At 72.3% G+C, this 19,025-nt stretch carries 14 protein-coding genes and 1 pseudogene; 8 read left to right on the top strand and 7 right to left on the bottom strand.

The genetic code is table 11. The features are described from left to right. The first annotated feature begins 245 nt into the window (after window positions 1-245). A complete protein-coding gene (locus ACZ6TV_RS44950; RefSeq protein ID WP_465305877.1) occupies window positions 246-3,620 on the top strand; it encodes a ThuA domain-containing protein in 3,375 nt (1,124 codons plus the stop codon). A 95-nt stretch (window positions 3,621-3,715) separates the two neighbouring features. Continuing rightward, window positions 3,716-5,020, top strand: a complete 1,305-nt coding sequence (locus tag ACZ6TV_RS44945; protein WP_465305875.1) for a sugar phosphate isomerase/epimerase family protein — start codon at window positions 3,716-3,718, stop codon at window positions 5,018-5,020. A gap of 81 nt (window positions 5,021-5,101) precedes the next feature. On the opposite strand, the pseudogene gap reads toward ACZ6TV_RS44945, so the two are convergent. After that, a pseudogene (gap, locus tag ACZ6TV_RS44940) lies at window positions 5,102-6,123 on the bottom strand (type I glyceraldehyde-3-phosphate dehydrogenase). A 233-nt stretch (window positions 6,124-6,356) separates the two neighbouring features. Here gap and ACZ6TV_RS44935 point away from each other — a divergent pair. Further along, window positions 6,357-7,130 carry a hypothetical protein gene (locus ACZ6TV_RS44935; protein ID WP_465305873.1) on the top strand — a complete coding sequence of 258 codons (774 nt, stop codon included), beginning with the start codon at window positions 6,357-6,359 and terminating at the stop codon, window positions 7,128-7,130. After that, window positions 7,127-8,089, top strand: a complete 963-nt coding sequence (locus ACZ6TV_RS44930; RefSeq protein WP_465305871.1) for an Acg family FMN-binding oxidoreductase — start codon at window positions 7,127-7,129, stop codon at window positions 8,087-8,089. The genes ACZ6TV_RS44935 and ACZ6TV_RS44930 overlap by 4 nt, the downstream gene beginning before the upstream one ends. Window positions 8,090-8,143: 54 nt before the next feature. Here ACZ6TV_RS44930 and ACZ6TV_RS44925 read toward each other — a convergent pair whose 3' ends face one another. Continuing rightward, entirely contained in the window at window positions 8,144-9,805 is a 1,662-nt protein-coding gene (locus tag ACZ6TV_RS44925; RefSeq protein ID WP_465305973.1) for a sensor histidine kinase, read from the bottom strand. 58 nt (window positions 9,806-9,863) lie between these two features. Beyond that, window positions 9,864-10,499, bottom strand: a complete 636-nt coding sequence (locus tag ACZ6TV_RS44920; protein WP_465305869.1) for a response regulator — start codon at window positions 10,497-10,499, stop codon at window positions 9,864-9,866. A gap of 418 nt (window positions 10,500-10,917) precedes the next feature. Between ACZ6TV_RS44920 and ACZ6TV_RS44915 the strand changes: the two genes are divergently transcribed. Beyond that, window positions 10,918-11,463 carry a hydrogenase maturation protease gene (locus tag ACZ6TV_RS44915; RefSeq protein WP_465305867.1) on the top strand — a complete coding sequence of 182 codons (546 nt, stop codon included), beginning with the start codon at window positions 10,918-10,920 and terminating at the stop codon, window positions 11,461-11,463. A 37-nt stretch (window positions 11,464-11,500) separates the two neighbouring features. Here ACZ6TV_RS44915 and ACZ6TV_RS44910 read toward each other — a convergent pair whose 3' ends face one another. After that, complete coding sequence (locus ACZ6TV_RS44910) at window positions 11,501-11,824, bottom strand: STAS domain-containing protein (protein WP_465305865.1); 324 nt, start codon at window positions 11,822-11,824, stop codon at window positions 11,501-11,503. A 541-nt stretch (window positions 11,825-12,365) separates the two neighbouring features. Between ACZ6TV_RS44910 and ACZ6TV_RS44905 the strand changes: the two genes are divergently transcribed. Then, window positions 12,366-12,932 carry a CBS domain-containing protein gene (locus ACZ6TV_RS44905; RefSeq protein ID WP_465305863.1) on the top strand — a complete coding sequence of 189 codons (567 nt, stop codon included), beginning with the start codon at window positions 12,366-12,368 and terminating at the stop codon, window positions 12,930-12,932. Between the two features lie 224 nt (window positions 12,933-13,156). Here the strand turns inward: ACZ6TV_RS44905 and ACZ6TV_RS44900 are convergent, their stop codons facing one another. Further along, the gene (locus ACZ6TV_RS44900; protein ID WP_465305861.1) at window positions 13,157-14,059 is read right to left on the bottom strand and encodes a universal stress protein; all 903 of its coding nucleotides are present in this window, start codon (window positions 14,057-14,059) and stop codon (window positions 13,157-13,159) included. A gap of 54 nt (window positions 14,060-14,113) precedes the next feature. Here ACZ6TV_RS44900 and ACZ6TV_RS44895 point away from each other — a divergent pair, with 54 nt between their 5' ends. Then, window positions 14,114-14,242, top strand: coding sequence for a hypothetical protein (locus tag ACZ6TV_RS44895; protein ID WP_465305859.1), 129 nt, complete (start codon window positions 14,114-14,116; stop codon window positions 14,240-14,242). 256 nt (window positions 14,243-14,498) lie between these two features. Then, entirely contained in the window at window positions 14,499-16,547 is a 2,049-nt protein-coding gene (locus ACZ6TV_RS44890; RefSeq protein WP_465305857.1) for a CHASE3 domain-containing protein, read from the top strand. Window positions 16,548-16,592: 45 nt separating this feature from the next. On the opposite strand, the gene ACZ6TV_RS44885 is transcribed toward ACZ6TV_RS44890, so the two are convergent. After that, on the bottom strand, window positions 16,593-18,170 hold the full coding sequence (locus ACZ6TV_RS44885; protein ID WP_465305855.1) for a cation:proton antiporter: 1,578 nt from the start codon (window positions 18,168-18,170) through the stop codon (window positions 16,593-16,595). A 53-nt stretch (window positions 18,171-18,223) separates the two neighbouring features. Beyond that, window positions 18,224-18,985, bottom strand: a complete 762-nt coding sequence (locus tag ACZ6TV_RS44880; RefSeq protein ID WP_465305853.1) for an ATP-binding protein — start codon at window positions 18,983-18,985, stop codon at window positions 18,224-18,226. Window positions 18,986-19,025: the final 40 nt, after the last annotated feature.

Below are 19,025 nucleotides of genomic sequence, written 5' to 3'. Positions count from 1 at the left end.
TCGAGTTATACGGTGTCGGCAACAGGTTGACCGAGCCAGTCGCTCGCCCCGCTGAGCGGGATCCCGGCGAGCACTGACGCGCAGCTCGGCGATGCCTTTCGCGGTTCGACTCACCTCAAGTACGCCTCCCTCCGGGCGTGCCGCACCACCACACCCCGTAACACGAGCGGACGTCGTCCGTTCGCGGCGCATCGCCGCGGGCTCCCGACGCTCCGTTCGTCCTGCACCCCTGCGGAGGAGGTCCCATGATCAGAGCTCAAGGCCGTCGCGTCACCTCGTACGGCAGCCTGCTCGCGCTCGTCGCATCTGTGTTGGTCGGGACGGCGTCGGCGTCCGCCCCGGCGGTCGCCGCGCCTCAGCCGGCCAGTAATGGCATCCAGTACAAGGTTCTGGCGTTCACCAAGGCGGTCGGCACGAAACACGCGTCGACCTCGGCTGGCGTCAACGCGCTCAAGGAACTGGGCAAGCAGCTCCGGTTCACCGTCGTGGAGACCGACGACGCCAGGAAGTTCGACGAGGCCCACCTCAAGCAGTACCGGGTGGTCGTCTTCCTCAACACCTACGGCGACGTGCTCGACGCGACCCAGCAGGCCGCGTTCGAGTCGTACTACCGTGACGGCGGCGGCTTCGTCGGCATCCACTCGGCGATCGAGACCGAGACGGACTGGCCGTTCCTCACCGATGTCCTCGGCACCAGGGCTTCCGGCTCGTCGAGCGTCGCCAAGGCCACGGTCAAGGTGGCGGACCGGGTGCACCCGGCGTCGGGGAATCTGCCCGAGCGCTGGGAGCGCACCGACCAGTGGTACAACTTCACGTCCAACGTGCGGGGCTTCTCGCACGTGCTGGCGACCGTCGACGAGAACACCTACAGCGGCGGCACGATGGGGTTCGACCACCCGATCACCTGGTGCAAGGACTACCAGGGCGGCCGCTCGTTCTACACCGGACTGGGCGACACGCCGGCCAGCTTCGCCACGCCCGACCTGCGGGCGCACCTCGGCGGTGCGATCCAGTGGGCGGCCGGTCAGACCGACGGTGACTGCGGTGCGACCGTGCTGGCGAACTACCAGATGGACTACGTCGCCGCGCCGCCGAACGTCAGCGAGCCGATCGGCTTCGACGTGCTGCCCGACGGCCGCGTCGTGCAGACCGACCGCCGTGGCGGCGTCCGCCTGCACGACCCGGCGAACAACACCACCCACCTGCTGGCGCAGATCCCCGTGTACATGGCCAGCGAGGACGGCATGTACGGCCCGGCGATCGACAACGACTTCGCCAACAACCGCTGGGTCTACCTGTACTACTCGCCGCTGACCCAGGAAGCGCCGTACCCGCAGACGACGCCGACCGCGAACGCGCCCACCACCGGCGCCGACCCGAGCGTCTGGGACCCGTGGAAGGGCTACTTCCAACTGTCCCGCTTCAAGTTCGTCGACGGTCCCACCCCGACCCTCGACGTGGCGTCCGAGCAGAAGATCATGAAGGTGCCGGTCGACCGCGGGGCCTGCTGCCACGTGGCCGGCGACATCACCTTCGACAAGGACAACAACCTGTGGATGGTGACCGGCGACGACACCCCGTCCGGTGGTGGCAACTCCGGTGGCTTCGCGCCGTTCAACGACCAGCTCACCACGACCGGGCAGTACAACGCCCCGTTCGTCGACGCCCGGCGCTCGGCGCTGAACACCAACGACCTGCGTGGCAAGGTCCTGCGCATCAAGGTCCAGGGGGACGGCTCCTACACCATCCCGGCGGGCAACCTGTTCACCGGTAACGAGGAGGGCGGCGGCAAGACCCGGCCCGAGATCTACGCCATGGGCTTCCGCAACCCGTTCCGCATCACCGTGGACAAGGACGGCGTCGCCTACGTCACCGACTACTCGCCCGACTCGTCGACGCCGCAGGTGAACCGTGGTCCCGCGGGCACCGGCCGGATGGAGATCGTGCGGAAGCCGGCCAACTACGGCTGGCCGCTGTGCTACTCGCCGACGCTGCCGTACTACAAGTGGAACTTCAACACCTCGACGCCGCTGGACAGCCCGGCGCAGGCGTTCGAGTGCAACAACCCGGACCGGGGCCCGGCCAACACCTCGCGGTGGAACACCGGCCTGACCTACGCGCCGGCGATCGCGCAGCCGGACATGTGGTACTCGTTCCAGGACAACAACGCGGCCAACCCGCTCGGCACGCCCTGCGCGGCGTACTACATGCAGACACCGGCCGGCAAGTGCCCGCAGCTCTTCCCGGAGCTCGGCACGGGCGGCGTCGGGCCGCACGGCGCGGCCAAGTACGACTACGACGCGAAGAACCCCAACCCGACGAAGTTCCCGGCGTACTACGACCAGTCCATCTTCTTCGGCGAGTTCACCCGTGACTACCTGCGGGAGATCCGCCTGGACTCGTCCGGGCAGGTCTTCAAGATCAATGACCTGCTCAGCTGTGGTGCGGGACCGACCACGCCGGCCCGGCCGTTCCTGTGCGACAACCCCATGGACATGATGTGGGGCAAGGACGGCAACTTCTACCTGCTGACCTACGGCGACGGCTTCTTCAACATCAACCCGGACGCCGCGCTGGTGAAGTTCAGCTACGTCAAGGGCACCCGCGCACCGGTCGCGAAGCTGTCGGCCAGCCCGACCGACGGCGTCGGGCCGCTGACCGTCGCGTTCTCCAGCGAAGGCTCGAACGACCCGGACCCGAGCGACTCCATCAAGTTCGCCTGGGACTTCGACGGCAACGGCACGACCGACTCGGTCGACCCGAACCCGACGTTCACGTACACCACCAACGGGGTGTACACGGCCAGGCTGACCGTCACGGACTCCAGCGGCAAGACGGCCTCGGCGAACACGACGATCACCGTCGGCAACACCTCGCCGACGGTCAAGGTCAACGTGCCGATCGAGGGCGGACTGTTCGCCTTCGGTGACTCGATCCCGTTCAACGTCACGGTCACCGACCCGCAGGACGGTGCGATCGACTGCTCCCGGGTCGAGGTGACGTTCGTGCTCGGGCACGACAGCCACGGCCACGCGGAGACGACCGTCAACGGCTGTTCCGGGACGCTGCCCACGTCCGAGGAGGACGTCTCGCACGGCGGCAACGTGTTCGGCGTGATCAGCGCCTCGTACACGGACAAGGGCGGTCCCGGCGGTATCCCGGCGCTGACCACGGTCCAGCAGACGACGATCCGGCAGAAGAAGCAGGAGCTGGAGTTCGCCGTCGACCAGTCCGGCACGAACACGGCGGCGACCGCCGACACCGGCGGCGGGCTGCAGCGCGGCAGCCTCGGCAACGGTGACTGGATCGCCCTCAACGGCACGGTCGACCTCGAGAACATCAACTCGCTGACGTTCCGTACGTCGGGTGGCAGCGGCGCGGCCGGAACCGGATCCGTCGAGGTCCGCCTGGACGCCGTCGACGGGCCGGTCCTGACCACGGTCACGATCGCGCCCACCGCGAACGCGACCACGTACGCCAGCCAGACCTTCCCGATCACCGACCCAGGCGGGGCACACCGGATCTACCTGGTGTTCCGTCCCGTCACGGGCGGGCCGACGAACAACTACTTCAACCTCAACTGGGTGGAGTTCGGCGGTCAGGGCGTGAGCGCGCCCTAGCACCACCCCAAACCGGGGCGGGGTGCGACACCCCGCAGTGCCCCGCACCCCGCCCCGGTCTGAAACACCCGCACAACCAGTAGAAGGAGCAGCACATGTCCGGAAAGATCAACCGCCGCCGGTTATTGGCCGGTGCCGGCCTCACGGCGGCCGCCGCGTTCACCCCGCTCGGCCCGGCCTCCGTCTTCTCGCCCACGTCGGCGAGCGCGGCCAACGGCCGGCTCATCCCCGGCGGCAAGCTCGGCACCATCACGTACAGCCAGCGTGACGTGCCGACCCGGATCGGCATCGCGGCCAGCGCCGCGCTGGGTGTGGCACCGACGATGGGTTACCTGGGCGGTCCCAACTTCCCCAAGGACCCGACCGACCTCGGCCCCCTGGTGCCGCTCCCCGGCGGCTGGGTGGAGCTGTTCGAGTTCCTCGCCAAGTCCGGGTTCAAGCAGATCGAGTTCGCCGGCTACGGCCAGAACGCCGCGAACCCGGGCGGCGCCGCGCCGAACCCGGCCCCGGGCGGTGTCACCACCCCGGAGGCGCGGGCGGCCTACCTGGCGTACGCCCGTACCCTGCGCGGTTTCCTCGACGCCTACGGCCTCGAGGCGATCGGCAACCACGGGTTCGTCCCGAACACCTGGAACGGCCCGGGCAGCGCCGGCGGCGCGATGACCACCCAGGACTACAACCGGCTGCAGACCGAGCTGGAGTTCGCGGCGATCCTCGGCATGCCGTTCATGGGCACGGGCAGCGACCCGACGAGCGCCAACAACCGCAACATCGAGCCGTGGACCCTCGCGGGCGAGAAGTGGTCGGCGCTCAACGAGATCAGCGTCGGTCAGTGGGGCATCCAGATGTACACCCACAACCACTCGCCGGCGTACAACTTCCTCCAGGACGGCCCGATGGTCACCGTCACCCAGGACCGGATCACCGGTGCGCCGATCGCGCCGACCCAGGTCCGTGGCGAGTCGGGGAAGCGGCTCATGCAGCACTACCTCGATGTCACCAACCCCGACCTCGTCGTCATCGAGATGGACGTCTACTGGGCCCACGTCGCGCAGCACCAGCACCGCTGGCGCTACGACTGGGAGGGCAAGCGCGTCCAGGACATCTTCGACCCGACCGCCCAGGTCGCGAAGCAGACCAAGCGGTACGCGCTGTTCCACGCCAAGGACGGCGACGCCACCGGCCAGGCCCCCGGCGTGGGCGACGGCTACTCGTGGATCCCGTTCGGCGACCCCCGTAGCGACATCGACTACAAGGGGTTCTACAGCAACATCGGCGCCAAGGGCTTCCACAACTCGAACTACGAGCAGGACAACGCCCCCGGCGGCAACGGCGACCCCGGCCAGTCGCTGCGCTTCGCGAGGATCAGCGCCGCAGGCATGGCGGCACTGCGCGGCTGATCCCCGTCCGACCAGAGGCCGTCCCCGCCAGCCCCGGGGACGGCCTTCGGCCGTGTGTCCGCAGGCTCCGCGCGGCGCCTCTCACCGTCCCGCGCCGGCGAACAGCTGGGCGAGGTCCACCAGGCGGTTGGTGTAGCCCCACTCGTTGTCGTACCAGCCGAAGACCTTCACCAGCCGGCCGTCCGCGGCGGTCAGGCCGGCGTCGAAGACGCACGACGACGGGTCGCCGATGATGTCCCGGGAGACCAGTGGCTCCTCGCTGTAGCGCAGGATGCCGGCCAGCGGGCCGGCCGCGGCCGCGGCGAAGGCCGCGTTGACCTGCCCGGCGATCGCCGGCCGCGCCAGCAGGCAGGTCAGGTCGGTCATCGAGCCGTTCTCCACCGGCACCCGCAGCGCCACCCCGCCGAGCCGGCCGGCCAGGCCGGGCAGGACCTGCCCGATCGCTTCCGCGGCGCCGGTACCGGTGGGGATGATGTTGACCGCCGCCGTCCGGGCCCGCCGCGGGTCCTTGTGCGGCGCGTCGAGCACCACCTGGTCGTTGGTGTAGGCGTGCACGGTCGTCAGGTACCCCTGCTCGACGCCGAACGCCTCGTGCAGCACCCGCGCCATGGGGCCGCGCAGTTGGTGGTGCACGACGCCGCGGACACGACGTCGTGGCGTGCGGCGTCGTAGCCGCCGGTGTTGACGCCGAGCACGATGGTCGCGTCGACGTCCTCGCCCGGCGCGGAGACGAGGACCTTGCGGGCGCCGGCCTTCAGATGTGCCGCGGCGTCCTCACGGGTACGGAACCTGCCGGTCGACTCGATGACGAGGTCGACGTCCAGGTCCACCCACGGCAGGAACAACGGGTCCCGCTGGCGGAACACCTCGATGTAGTGCCCGCCGACGGTCATGCCGCCGCCGGACGGGTCGACGTCCACCGTGGCCTGCAGGCCGCCGAACGTCGAGTCGTGCCGTAGCAGGTGGGCGAGCGTCGCCGTGTCGTACAGGTCGTTGACCGCGACGACGGCGATGTCGCCGCCGAGCATCCCGCGTCCGGCGAGACACCGGACGACGTCACGGCCGATCCGGCCGAACCCGTTGATGGCGATCCGGTATGTCATGGCGTCCTCCCGAGACCCCGTGCGACCCCTGCCCCGGGACCGCGCCGGTCCCGTCAGTCCCACCATCACCCGCGGCCCGACGCGCGGGGAGGGGCCGAAGGTCACCACCCGGTAGGGCGATCGGTCGGGCCCCGCCGGACGGGACCTTCGTCCCTGCCGGTCGGCGGGCGTCCGGGGGACCGTGGTGGGAGGCGGACCATGCGGGACACCGCGGGACACGAGGGGAGCGCGCCATGGTGGCGATCCATCACACCGGCCGTGGCGCCGCGACACCGGCGGACGCGGCCGGCCGGTCACTGACGCGGGCGACGTTCGCGGCGCTCAACGCGCCCTCCGTGGGGGAGACCCAGCCGTGGCGGTGGCGCGTCGACCGGGACCGGATCGGGCTGTACGCGGACTGGGCCCGGCAACTGGCCGACGTCGACCCGGACGGGCGGCTGCTGCTGATCAGCTGCGGGGCGGCGCTGCACCACGCCCGGGTGGCGCTCGCCGCCGAGGGCGTCGGTGTCGAGGTACGGCGCTTCCCCGACCCCGGCGACCCGGCCCTGCTGACCGAGCTGCGCTGCACCGGTCCGGTCGAGCGCCCGCGGTGGGCCGGGGCGCTGCACCGCGCGATCGCCGTGCGGCGCAGCGACCGGCGACCCTTCACCGCCCGGCCGCCGGACGACCGGCAGCTCGCACCGCTCACGGCGGCGGCCGAGCGGGCCGGCGCCGGTTCGTACACGCTCACCGGCGACGACGTTCCGGGCTGGTCACCGGCCGGCGCCACCTATGTCGTCATCACCACGCCGGGCGCCGCCGCCGCCGACTGGGTGACGGCGGGCGAGGCGGTGTCGGCGGTGCTGCTGAGCGCCACCACGGCCGGGCTCGCCTCGGCGCCGGTCGACGACGTGACGGCGCTGACCCGGGACGCGCACCACGCCGGGCACGCCGCCGCGGCGGTCCGCGTCGGCATCGCCGGAAGAGTGGGCGCCGCACGGCGGCCGGACCCCGAGGAGTCACCATGACCACGACCGTGACCTGGGACCAGGACGTGTTCGACGCGGCCGTCGCCGACGCCGTCTGGGCACCGTCGATCCACAACAGCCAGCCGTGGCGGTTCCGGCGCACCGGGCACGGCGTCGACGTGCTCGTCGACCGCCGCCGCCTGCTGGCGGTCGCCGACCCGGACGGGCGCGCGGCGCGCGTGTCGTGCGGTGCCGCCGCCTGCAACCTGATGCTGGCGCTCGCGGTCGCCGGGACACCCGCCGTCGCGACGTACGGGCGGGACGCCGCTGTGCACCTGGAGCCGGCCGTACACCGGCCGCCGACCCCACTTGAGCGGCGGCTGCACCACCAGATCCGGCGCCGGCACACCAACCGGTCCGCGTTCCCCGACACGGGCATCGACCCGGGCACCGCCGCCCGGCTGCAGGACGCCGCCGCGCGTGAAGGCGGCTGGCTGGACTTCGCCGACGACGAGCGGAAGCTCGACACGATCGCCGCGCTCATCCGGCGGGCCGACGCCGAGCTGCGGGCCGACGCCGATTACACCGCCGAGCTGCGCGCCTGGACAGAGACGGCCGACCTGGCCGTGGAGGGTGTCGGCCCGCAGGCCGCGGGTATCGCACCGCACCCGGCGGAGCTGATGACCCGCCGCGACTTCGGCGGGCCGGAGCGCGCCGACACCCACGACCCGACCCGGACCCCGGTGGTGGCCGTGTTCGGCGTCCACGGCGACCAGGCCGCCGACGAGGTCCGGGCCGGCCTGGTGCTGCAGCGGCTGCTGCTGCTCGCCGCCGACCTCGGACTGGCCGCCGCCATGTACTCGCAACCGATCGAGGTGCCGGCCGTGCGTGAGGAACTGCGGCGGGCCCTCGGCCGCGCGCACGACCCGCAGCTCGTCCTGCGCCTCGGATACGCCCCGACGACGTGCTTCACCAACCGGCGGCCGGTCGCGGACGTCGTCGAGGCGGAGCCGGGCTGACGGCGCCGCGGCCCGTCGTCCCAGCCGTCCCAGCCGTCCCAGCCGTCGCTGTCGTCACAGGGGGACGTGCCACGTGACGGTGGTGCCGGGTGCGGCCGGCTCGACCGTGCAGTCGCCGCGCAGGTCGACCGCCCTGGCGCGCATGTTCGCCAGCCCGTGACCGGCCGTACCAGGGGCGGGCGGGATGCCGCGGCCGTCGTCGGAGACGGTCAGCGACAGCCTGCCGTGCGCGACCGCGACGGTGACCTGCACCGAGCGGGCGCCGGCGTGCCTGGCGACGTTGCTCAGCGACTCGCGCAGCACGGCCAGCAGGGCGGTGCGCTGCGCGTCCGGCACGGCCGTGTCGACGGGCCCGTCGATGCGCAGCGCGGGCCGGAAGCCGAGCGCCTCGCGGGCCTCGTCGGCGAGGTCGCGGATCTCGGTGCGGAAGCTGTGCGGTGCGGGGCCGCGCAGCTCGAAGATGGCGCCGCGGATGTCCCGGATGGTGGTGTCGAGGTCGTCGACCACCCGGTCGATGCGCTGCCGCACGTCCGGCTGCCCGGACAGCCTGGTGGCGCCCTGCAGCTGCATGCCGGCCGCGAACAGCCGCTGGATGACGACGTCGTGCAGGTCGCGGGCGATGCGCTCCCGGTCGCCGACGACGGCGAGCATCTCCCGCTCGTCCTGCGCGCGGGCCCGTTCCAGGGCCAGCGCGGCCTGCCCGGCGAACGTCTCCACCATCGCCAGCTCGAGGCCCTCGGCGATGGGCACGCTGTCCTTGCGGTAGGCGACGACGAGGACGCCGAGCGAGACACCGCCGACGGCGAGCGGCACGAGCAACGCGGTGCCGGTCGACAGCAGCACCGGCCAGCTCGCGGCCGCGCCGAGGTCGGTGACCACGGACAGCTGCTGGCGGTCGAGGACCTCGGTGAACTCGCTGCCGGACACCGGGATCGACCAGCCGGTGGCGTCCGGACCGCCGACGGCGACCTCGACCGTGAGCCGCTCGGCGGTGCCGTCGGCGAGCAGCACCATCGTCAGGTCCGCGCCGGCGACGTCCAGCGCGCGGGTGGCGACGAGTTCGAGGGCCTCGGTCCTGCGTACCTCACCCAGCAGGACCGACGTGATCTCCGCGGCCGCCATCAGCCAGCGCTGCCGCCGCTCCGCCTGCGCGTAGAGGCGGGCGTTGTCGATCGCGGCGCCGGCGGCGACGGAGAGCGCCGCGACGAGGTCCTCGTCGTCCTGCGTGAACTGCCCACCGCCGTGCTTCTCCGCCAGGTACAGGTTGCCGAACACCTGGTCGCGGATCCGGACCGGCACACCGAGGAAGCTGTGCATCGGCGGGTGGTTGGGCGGGAAACCGTACGCGCGGGGATGCTGCGTGATGTCCTCGAGGCGGATCGGCCGCGGCTGCTCGATCAGCAGGCCCAGGACCCCGTGCCCGCGGGGCAGGTCACCGATCTCGGCGCGCTCCTGCGCGGTCACCCCGTGGTTGATGAACTCGACCAGCATCCGGTCCGGCCCGATCACGCCGAGCGCGCCGTACCGGGCGTCCGCGAGCTGGCAGGCGGCCCGCACGATCCGGTCGAGGGTGCTGTGCAGGTCGAGATCCGAGCCGATGCCGACGACGGCGTCGAGCAGCGCGCGGAGCCGCTCCCGGCTGGTCATGACCTCGCCGACGCGGGTGAGCAGCTCCTGCAGCAGCGAGTCGAGGTCGACCCGGGACAGTGACGGCAGCGGTAGCGACGGCTGCCATTCGGCCTGATCGTCGGTCACAGCGGGATCGTATTCGCGGTCAGGGCCTGTCCAGCAGCCGGGAGGCGAGGACGGCCGCCTGGGTGCGGCGCTCGAGGCCGAGCTTCGCCAGGAGGCTCGAGACGTAGTTCTTGACCGTCTTCTCGGCCAGGAACATCCGCTCGGCGATCTCCCGGTTGGTGCGGCCCTCCGCGATGTGCCGGAGGATCTTCAGCTCCTGATCGGTGAGGTCCTTGAGCTGGTCGGGCTGCTCGGGGCCCTTGCGGATGCGGTCCAGGACGCGGGCGGTGAGCGCCGGGTCGAGCAGCGACTGGCCGGCGGCGACGCGGCGGATCGCGTCGATGAGGTCGGTGCCGTGGATCTGCTTGAGCACGTAGCCGGCCGCACCGGCCATGATGGCGGCGAAGAGCGCCTCGTCGTCGTCGTACGAGGTGAGGATCAGCGCCTTGATCGACGGGTCGACGGAGCGCACGTCGCGGCAGACGTCGATGCCGCTGCCGTCGGGCAGCCGCCCGTCCAGGACGGCGACGTCGGGCCGCAGCGCGGGAATGCGGTGCGTGGCGTCGACCGCTGACCCCGACTCGCCGACGACCTCGATGTCGCCCTCGCGCTCCAGCATCTCGCGGAGCCCGAAGCGGACGACCTCATGGTCGTCGAGCAGGTATACCCGGATCATAGGGTCATTCCTACGTGAAATCCGGCGGCTTCGCCACGTACTGGCGCTGATCCACCCGGATGCCCGCCGGTGAGGTGCTGGTCCATCTCGTGCCGGGTCGCGGCCGGCCGGCCACGCCGCTGGGACGCGGCCCGCACCGGCAGATGCGGCGGGCGGCAGGCCCGCGGCGCGGCGCCGCACTATGCCGAACCGATGACCCCGCCGTGACTTCGGGGGATCCGCGCGGGCGCTCGACCGTGACCCCGGCGGGGACGTCATCGACGGATAGCGGGCGCCACCGGGGTGCCGCGGAATCTCGCCCGGCCGGCGACGTTTGCGGTGCGCGCCGCCGGGGAGGCTCCGTCCCTGGAGCGCGACATGCGATGCGCCGTCACCCGCTACGACCGGGCAGATGCCTGCTGAACACCAGGGGGCTGTGATGAGCGTGCCGACCCCGGCGGTGTGGAAGCACTTCCTCGACCGCACGGTGGAGCGGGCCGGGGCGGCGGACATGAGGCCCGCCGTCGTCATCGGCATCGGCAACCCGTCCCGGCAGGACGACGGAATCGGGCCCGCGGTCGTGCGCGAACTGCGCGAGCAGGGGTGCCCCGGCGTGACCCTCGCGGAGAGCGACGGCGAGACCGCGGCGCTGATCGCGATGTGGGACCGGCGGCGACTCGCCATCGTGGTCGACGCCATCCACGCCGAACCGGCCCGGCCGGGCCGGATCCACCGCCTCGTCGTGCCCGACCCTCGCGTCGGGCTCCAGGAGGCCGGCACCCACCGCGCCGACCTCGGAGAGGCGGTCGCGCTGAGCCGGCAGCTCGGCCGGTCGCCGGAGTGGATGATCGTCTACGGTGTCGAAGCCGCCGGCACGAGCTTCGGCGCCGACCTGAGCGATCCCGTCCGCGCCGCGCTGCCCGGCCTCGTCGCGGCGATCCGCCGCGAACTGCAGACCGGCGACGAAGGCGCCGGCGTGACATGACCCGCAGCGCGCCGCCGGGCCGCGAGCGGGGACCCGCTCATTGCGGTGCCTCGCCAAGCCTGAGCACCTCGGTCAGGCCGGTGATGTGCAGGCGCTGGTGCAGCGTCTCGCTGATCCCGCCCAGGACGAGGTGGCAGCCGGCCTGACGGCAACGCTTGTCGGCCGAGACCAGCGCGCCGAGGCCGGCGGAGTCGGTGAAGGTCACCTGCCCCAGGTCGACGCACAGGTGCGACGGATGGGCGGCCAGCACCGCGGTGACCGCGGCACGTAACTGCGTCACGACATTCTGGTCGAGCTCGCCACGCAGGGTGATCACCACCTGCGCATCGGGGCCGGTGTGGACCTCGACCGACAATGCCACGGTTCACCTCGGATTTCATGTGCGAAAACCGACAATATCGGCTGCCGTGACAACCGCAACCGTTGCGGTACCGCAACGGGATGTGGCCGCATCGGGCCTGGCCGGACCAGGCCGCGCGGACGGCGGGGAGAAGCCGGTGCCGCCGCCATGAACCGTGACCCGCCCACCGCGGGATCATCGAAGGACGGGAAGCGGTCGGGATCGGCCGGGGTGGTGATGCGCTCGCCGGCGAACAGCTGCCGTGCATCCGCTGACCGGGCGGCCGGCCGTGCGGCGGGGAGTGCCCGGACGTGTGCCGGGAACGGGCGGACCAAAGTCCCTGAACGAGCGCCGGCGGCATGGGGACGATGAAGGTGAGGCAATCACCCGCGGGTCCGGGAAGTGAGGTGCGATGACGTCGACGACCCGGACGGCTGTCCTGTTGCTGGACCAGGCCGAGACCCCGGCTCAGCGGCGCGCGGCCACGCCGGCCCGGGCCGCTCTGGACGACGCCGGTCTGCCACACCGTGGCTGACCGGGGTCCACACCCTGAGGAGGAGCGATGCATGCCAAGGACATCATGAGCACCCCGGCCCGCACGGTGCGCGCCGACGCGCCCGTCGGGGACGCGGTGCTGCTGCTGGAGCGGTATTCGTTCACGGCGGTGCCGGTCGTCGGCGACGACGACACCCTGATCGGGATGATCAGCGAACGTGACGTGTTACGCCAGATGGCCACCGGTGGGGTGCCGCAGCGCGTCCGCGACGTGATGTCCGGCCTGCCGGTGACGGCCTGGCCGGACGCCGACCTCGCCGACATCGCCGCCGTCATGGTGCGGCGTGCCGCCCACACCGTGCCGGTCGTCGCCGGAGAGCACGTCATCGGCGTGGTCAGCCGCTGCGACGTGCTGCGGACCCTGCTGCCGACCGACGACGCAGCACAGGGGGAGGCGCAGCGCCGCCTCGACGCCTACGCCGGCGGTCAGCGGCGCTGGCAGGTCGCCGTGCACGGCGGGAGCGCCGCCGTCGACGGCCGCTTCGACGACGACACGGAACTGGCGGTCGCCGAGGCGCTCGTGCGGACCACGCCCGGGATCACCACCGTCGGCGTCTCGGCCCGGACCGCCTGAGCTCACGGCTCCTGGCCGGGGTGTGAACCCTCGAACAGGGTCGGCGCTTCGGGGAGGGGGCCATGTCCGATCGTCGTAGGGCAACGAACCGTCGGACCGACGACTCCGGCATCGCATGGTGGTTGCGTGGAAGCAGGGCCGGCCCTTCCGCAGATGGCATCCGCCGGAGTCATCGCCCCCCGCAGCACGGCAGCTGTCGGACCGGCCCTGTACAGTGCCGCCGTTCAGGCATCCAGCTTCGTCGAATGGCGGATGACGGCGACCGGGCACGCCGCATGCTGGATGGCGGCCTGTGACACGGAGCCCAGCAGCAGTCCCGAGAAGCCGCCCCGGCCGCGGGAGCCGACCACGAGCAGCCGCGCTCCGGCGGACAGGTCGACGAGCACATCCGATGCCCGGCCGCGGACCGTCTCCGTGCGGACGTCCACGTACGGATACCGCTCCCGCCACCCGGCGACCGACCTGGACAGAATGCGCCGCTCGTCCTCGAGCAGGGTGCCGGCACCGTACGTCAGCGGCAGCAGGTCGTCGGTGTGCCGAGCGGACCCCGGCCACCGGTGCACCAGCACCGCGGTCAGGCCGGTCCCGGTCAACGACGCCTGCTCGAAGGCGAAGCGCAGCGCGGCGTCGGCGTTGTGCGAGCCGTCGATGCCGATCACGATCCGGTCCACCTCCGGGCCGGCCGGCTGGTCCGTGTGCCGCACGACCACGACCGGACATGAGGCGTGCGCGGCCAGCTGGACGCCGACCGAGCCCAGGAGCAGCCCGGCGAAGCCGCTGTGGCCGCGGTTGCCGACCACGACCTCGCAGGCGTGCTCGGCCGCGCGGACGAGCGCCGCCGCGGCCGACTCGACCTGCGTGCCGGTCGTGACCTCGACCGCCGGTGCCGCCCGCCGCGCCCGGTCGGCGGCGCCGGCGACGACCCGCTCGGCGGTGGCCTCGAACCCCAGCTCGTACGGGGACGGCACCGGTGTGGCGAGTGTCGTGTAGACGGGTGGCCAGACGAACGCGTAGAGGATGTGCAGCGCCCGGCTGCGCCGCTCCGCGTCCACGGCGGCCCAGGCGACCGCGTCCAGGCTGGGCGGGGAACCGTCGACACCGACGACGACGCTGTGCTCAGTGATCATCATGACCTCCGTGCATCTGCCGCGCGGACCCCGCGACGCGCCACGATCATGACGATGCCGTCCAGCAACGTCCCGAGAAACCCGGCGGCGAACCCGACCAGCAAGGTGCCGGTGGACCAGGTGCAGCGCCGGAACCTGCTGGACATCGCCGGCCCCTTCCCCGTGGTGGACGCAGGCCGCTGAAACCACCGTAGGCACCGGTGACCCGTCGTCGGCAAGGCTTTCCTCGAGCGCCGCCGGTGCGCGCCGCCGACGTGCGCCGCCAGCGTGCGCCGTAGACGCGCACCGCCGACGGCCGTCCCGCCGGCCGCGAACACGCGAATGCGGCCGGAGCTGCGGCGTTATGCTCGAATGGAACGCCAGGTGAACGGGGGAGCACCCCGCTGCCGGCTTCCAGGTGCGTCGGCCGGCCTGGCGATACGCCAAGTGGAGATTCGCATTGAACGCCCCCGGCTCGAGGTTGGCGTGGCGACCCGCACGCACGGCGTTCTCCGGCGCCGGCCTCACCCATCAGGTGATCGTCACGTGCCTGGCGTTCACCGTGACCCTGGTCGCGGTGCTGGTCGTCATGATGAGCATGACCGCGAATCTGGACGGCAGCGCCCGGTCCGCCCGCAACGCGCAGCAGGCGCTTTCCGATGCCGGGCGGCTGGAGGGGTCGCTGCTGACGGTCGAGAGCAGTGAACGTGGCTTCGTCATCAGCCGCGACCAGCGATTCGTGCAGTCGTGGGAGCAGGCCCGTGCCGCGATCCCTCAGCAGGCCGCGCAGCTCGCCGTCGCCGTCTCCGGAAACCCGCCGATGCGGGTGCTCGTCCAGCAGCTGAACGGACAGATCGCCACCTATCTGAGCCAGGACTCGGCGCCGTCGATGCGCGCCTATCTCGCGGGAGGGGCGGGACCCGACGGCGCGCGCCTGGTCGACAGCCAGAATCGTCTCGACGCGATCCACGCGGGATTCGCACAGTTCAGCACCGCGCAGTCCAGCGAGGAGGCCCGGCAGGAGGCCGCCGCGCGCACCGACATCGTCTGGGCAAGGATCGCGGCGGTGACCGGGCTCACCGCCGCGATCGCCATCGTGGTGGGCTTCGCCGTGTTCATGAACCGCCGGATCGTCCGTCCGGTCCGCGCCGCTGCCGGCACCGCCGGCGAACTGGCCAACCGCACGCTGTCGGCGCGCATGCCCGAGGACGGACCCGGCGAGGTCGGCGTCCTGCAACGGTCCTTCAACGCCATGGCCGGGTCGCTGGAGGATCAGCATCGTCGGCTCGGCCGGCTGGTGTCCGAGCAGAGTGCCCTGCGGCGGATCGCCACGCTGGTCGCCTGTGGTACGCCACCGGACTCGGTGTTCGCCGCGATCGCCGAGGAGGTCGGACGGCTGCTGCGGACGGAGGCGACGATGCTCCTGCGCTTCGAGCCGGACGGCCTCGCCACCGTCGTCGCGGCGTGGGGCAGGGAGGACCTCCCCGCGGCGATCGGCACCCGGACCGTCCTGCACCCGCACGGTGCCGCCATGCACGTCTACACCGAGCAGCGGCCGTGGCTTGCCGTCGTCGGCGACGGCAAGCCGCTGAGCGACCCGTTCCTGACCGAGCACCGCATCACGACCTCGGTGGGGGCGCCGATCGTGGTGCAGGGCATCACGTGGGGCGCCCTGGTCGTCCTGGCCCGGGACAGGGAACAGCTGCGGGCCGAGGACGTCGCCCGGACCGCCGACTTCACCGACCTCGCCGGCGTGGCGGTGGCGAACCTGCAGGCCCGCTCCGACCTGGCGGCCGCCAGTGCCCGGATCGCCGCCGTCGGCGACGAGACGCGCCGCAGAATCGAGCGGGACCTCCACGACGGCACGCAGCAACGCCTTCTCGCGTTGCTGCTCGACCTCCGCCGGATCGAGAAGCAGGCGGCCACCGGCCTGTCCGGGGTGGCCGCCGGGCTGGCCACGACGAGCGCCGACCTGGCCTGCGCGCTGGACGAGCTGCGGGAGCTCTCGCACGGCATCCACCCCGCGATCCTGACCGAACGCGGGCTCGGCGCCGCGTTGCGGACGCTGGCCCGTCGCTCGTCGGTGCCGGCCGAACTGGACATCCGGCTCCAGGGGCGGCTGCCGGCGAGCATCGAGACGAACGCCTACTACATCATCGCCGAAGCCGTCACCAACGCCGTCAAGCACGCCAGGGCCTCGTACATCCGCATCCTCGTCATATCCGATGACCGCACGCTGCAGCTCTGTGTCGAGGACGACGGCGTCGGCGGCGCCGATCCGAGCGCCGGGTCGGGGCTGCGCGGTCTGAGCGACAGGATCGCCGCCCTCGGCGGCAGCTGCCGGCTCCTCAGCCCGGCGGGGCACGGCACCGCACTGCGTGGCACCATCCCGCTGCCGGACAGCACCGCGCCGCAGGACCGCACCGGAGAGGCGGCACCTGGCGTGCGGCCCGGTCGTGCGGCGGGCAGGGCGACGCCGGCCGGCGTCGACTCCGCCGTCCCGGCCTGACCAGCGACTCCGCCGTCCCGGCCTGACCGGCGGGGAGCGACACGCTCACAGCCGGGTCCGCAGATCCGTGCTGGCCGCCGCCTCCTCGTAGTCCAGCTGTTGCAGCACGGCGCGCAGCACCTCGTCGTCGAGCCTGCCCTGGTCCCGTTCGCGGATCAGGGCCCTGCGCTGGTTGGCGAGGATCTGCTGCACCAGCTCGTGCGCGGGCTGCGCGGCCTTGCCCACCGTGCCGTACAGGCCGGCCAGGCAGTGCGGGGTCGCGGTCAGCACATGGGCCATCCGCCGCTCGATCAGCGCCACCGCCGCCGCCTCGATGTCGTCACCGGACGCGGCCGCGCGGGCGGTGACCTCGTGCGCCGCGCGGCGTGCGACGCGCAGCGCGTGGACCACGTCGGCGTCGGCCCGGCGGCGCTCCGCGGCGTCGCTGAGGCGCAGGACCCGGACCAGCATCGGCAACGTGGCCCCCTGCAGCAGGATGGTCAGGACCGCGACGGACAGCGCGATCGCCTGGATCAGGTTGCGGTTCGGGGTCGGCGCGCCGGTGACGGTGACCGCGGGCACCGCGGCGGCGGCGGCCAGGGTCACCACGCCACGCATCCCGGACCACGACAGCACCGCCACCGCCCGCCACCGCAGGCGCCGCCGGGTGATCACCCTCATCGTGACGATCCACACCGGACGGGCCAGGACCACGGCCAGGAACACGACCGCGATGCTTGCCACCAGCCCGGCCGGTCCGACCCCCTCGCTGGTCGCGTCGGTCAGGATGACGCGGACCTGCAGGCCCATGTAGGCGAAGACGAACGCCTCCAGGATGAGGTCGACGGTGCGCCACACCTGCCGGCTCTGCAGACGGGTGGCGAACGCGGCGTCGGCGCTGTGGTGGCCGATCCAGAACCCGGCGGCGACCACCGCGAGGACACCCGAGGCGTGCAGCTCGTCCGCGGTGAGGTACGCGACGAACGGCACCACCGCGCCGAACACGGTCTCCAGCGCCGGATCGTGCAGCCGCGGCCGGATCCAGTGCACGACGACCGCCATGGCGAGCCCGATGCCGACACCGACCGTCGCGCTGTAGGCCGCCAGCAGCACCGGTTGCTGGACGAACGGCCGGTAGCCGGCATACGCGGAGACCGCGAGCTGGAACGCGACGAGCGCGACCGCGTCGTTGACCAGGCTCTCCCCGGTCAGGATCGTGATCACCCGGCTCGGCAGCCCGGACCGGCGGCCCAGCGCCACCGCGGCGACCGCGTCGGACGGGGCGAGGACCGCGCCGAGGACGAACGCGCCCCCGGCGGCCAGCGCCGGGATCACCGTGAAGGAGACGTAGCCGACCACCATGGCGGAGAACACGACGAGGCCGACCCCGAGCGCGGCGATGGGCAGCAGGTCGCGGCGGAAGCTCACGAACGACAGCTCCAGTGCCGCGGAGTACAGCAAGGGTGGCAGGACCACGGCCAGGATCAGCTGCGGCGGCAGCTCCATGCGCGGCAGGCCGGGCAGCAACGACACGGCCGCCGCGACGGACACGACCACCAGCGGCCCCGGCCAGCCGCGCCGGTTGGCCACCGCGGTCACGGCCACCGAACCGATGACGACCATCAGGAAGCCGACGCCGTTCACCCGCCCGCGCTACCCGCGATCGCCCGCGGGAACCGGCCGGGCCGGCGTCGTCGTCACCGCCGCAGATCGTGGAGGGTGGCCCAGACGACCTTGCCGTTCGTGGTGCGGCTGCTGCCCCAGGCGGTGGCCGCGGCGGCGACGAGGCGCAGGCCGTTGCCGCGCAGCGCCAGCGGCGTGGTGCGGCTGTCGGACCGGGTGCGGAGCCGGGGCAGCTGGGGCGAGCCGTCCTCGACCGCCATGTGCATGAAGGCCGGGCCGCGGAGGGTCAGGATCACGGTGAACGGCGTCTGGGCGTGCTCGACCGCGTTCGTGGCGAGTTCGGAGACGATCAACCGGGCCGGGTGCAGCCGGCCGGGCAGTGCCCAGTCGCTGCACGTGTCGCCGACGAAATTGCGGGCGTCGACCGCGGCGAGCACGGTCGGCTGCAGCCGGAGCCGGGCGTGCTGCAGTGCGGGTGTGGTCCCGGTCGACGGTGGTGCCGATACCGCCGATTTCACGTGCACCGGGATCCGCGTCGCCACGCCCGTCGATTGCAGACGCACCTGCTGCAACTCGTTGACCACGATGACCAGCGGGACCGGAGGATTCCGGGCGGCGCTCTGTGCCTCGGCGAGCAGGACCGCCGAGGCAATTGTGCTTTCGGCGCCGACGAGGCCGGCCAAATCGATCAGGATCGCGCGGGGCTGCTGGACAATCGCTTTTCGAATTGCGGTCATGAGATCGGTCCGCAACTTCCAGGCCCAGGGTCCGAACGCAACGATGTCGATCGTTGCCAGGTCGACGTTGTGACGCACGATAATAGGACTGTCCAGCATCCCGACTTCTTTCAGAAGCATTCAACCCGTCTGTTCTCGC

Source organism: Dactylosporangium sp. NPDC051087, assembly GCF_055586325.1.
The sequence above is the reverse complement of the archived record's forward strand: the minus strand, read 5'-3'. Positions and strand labels throughout refer to the sequence as shown.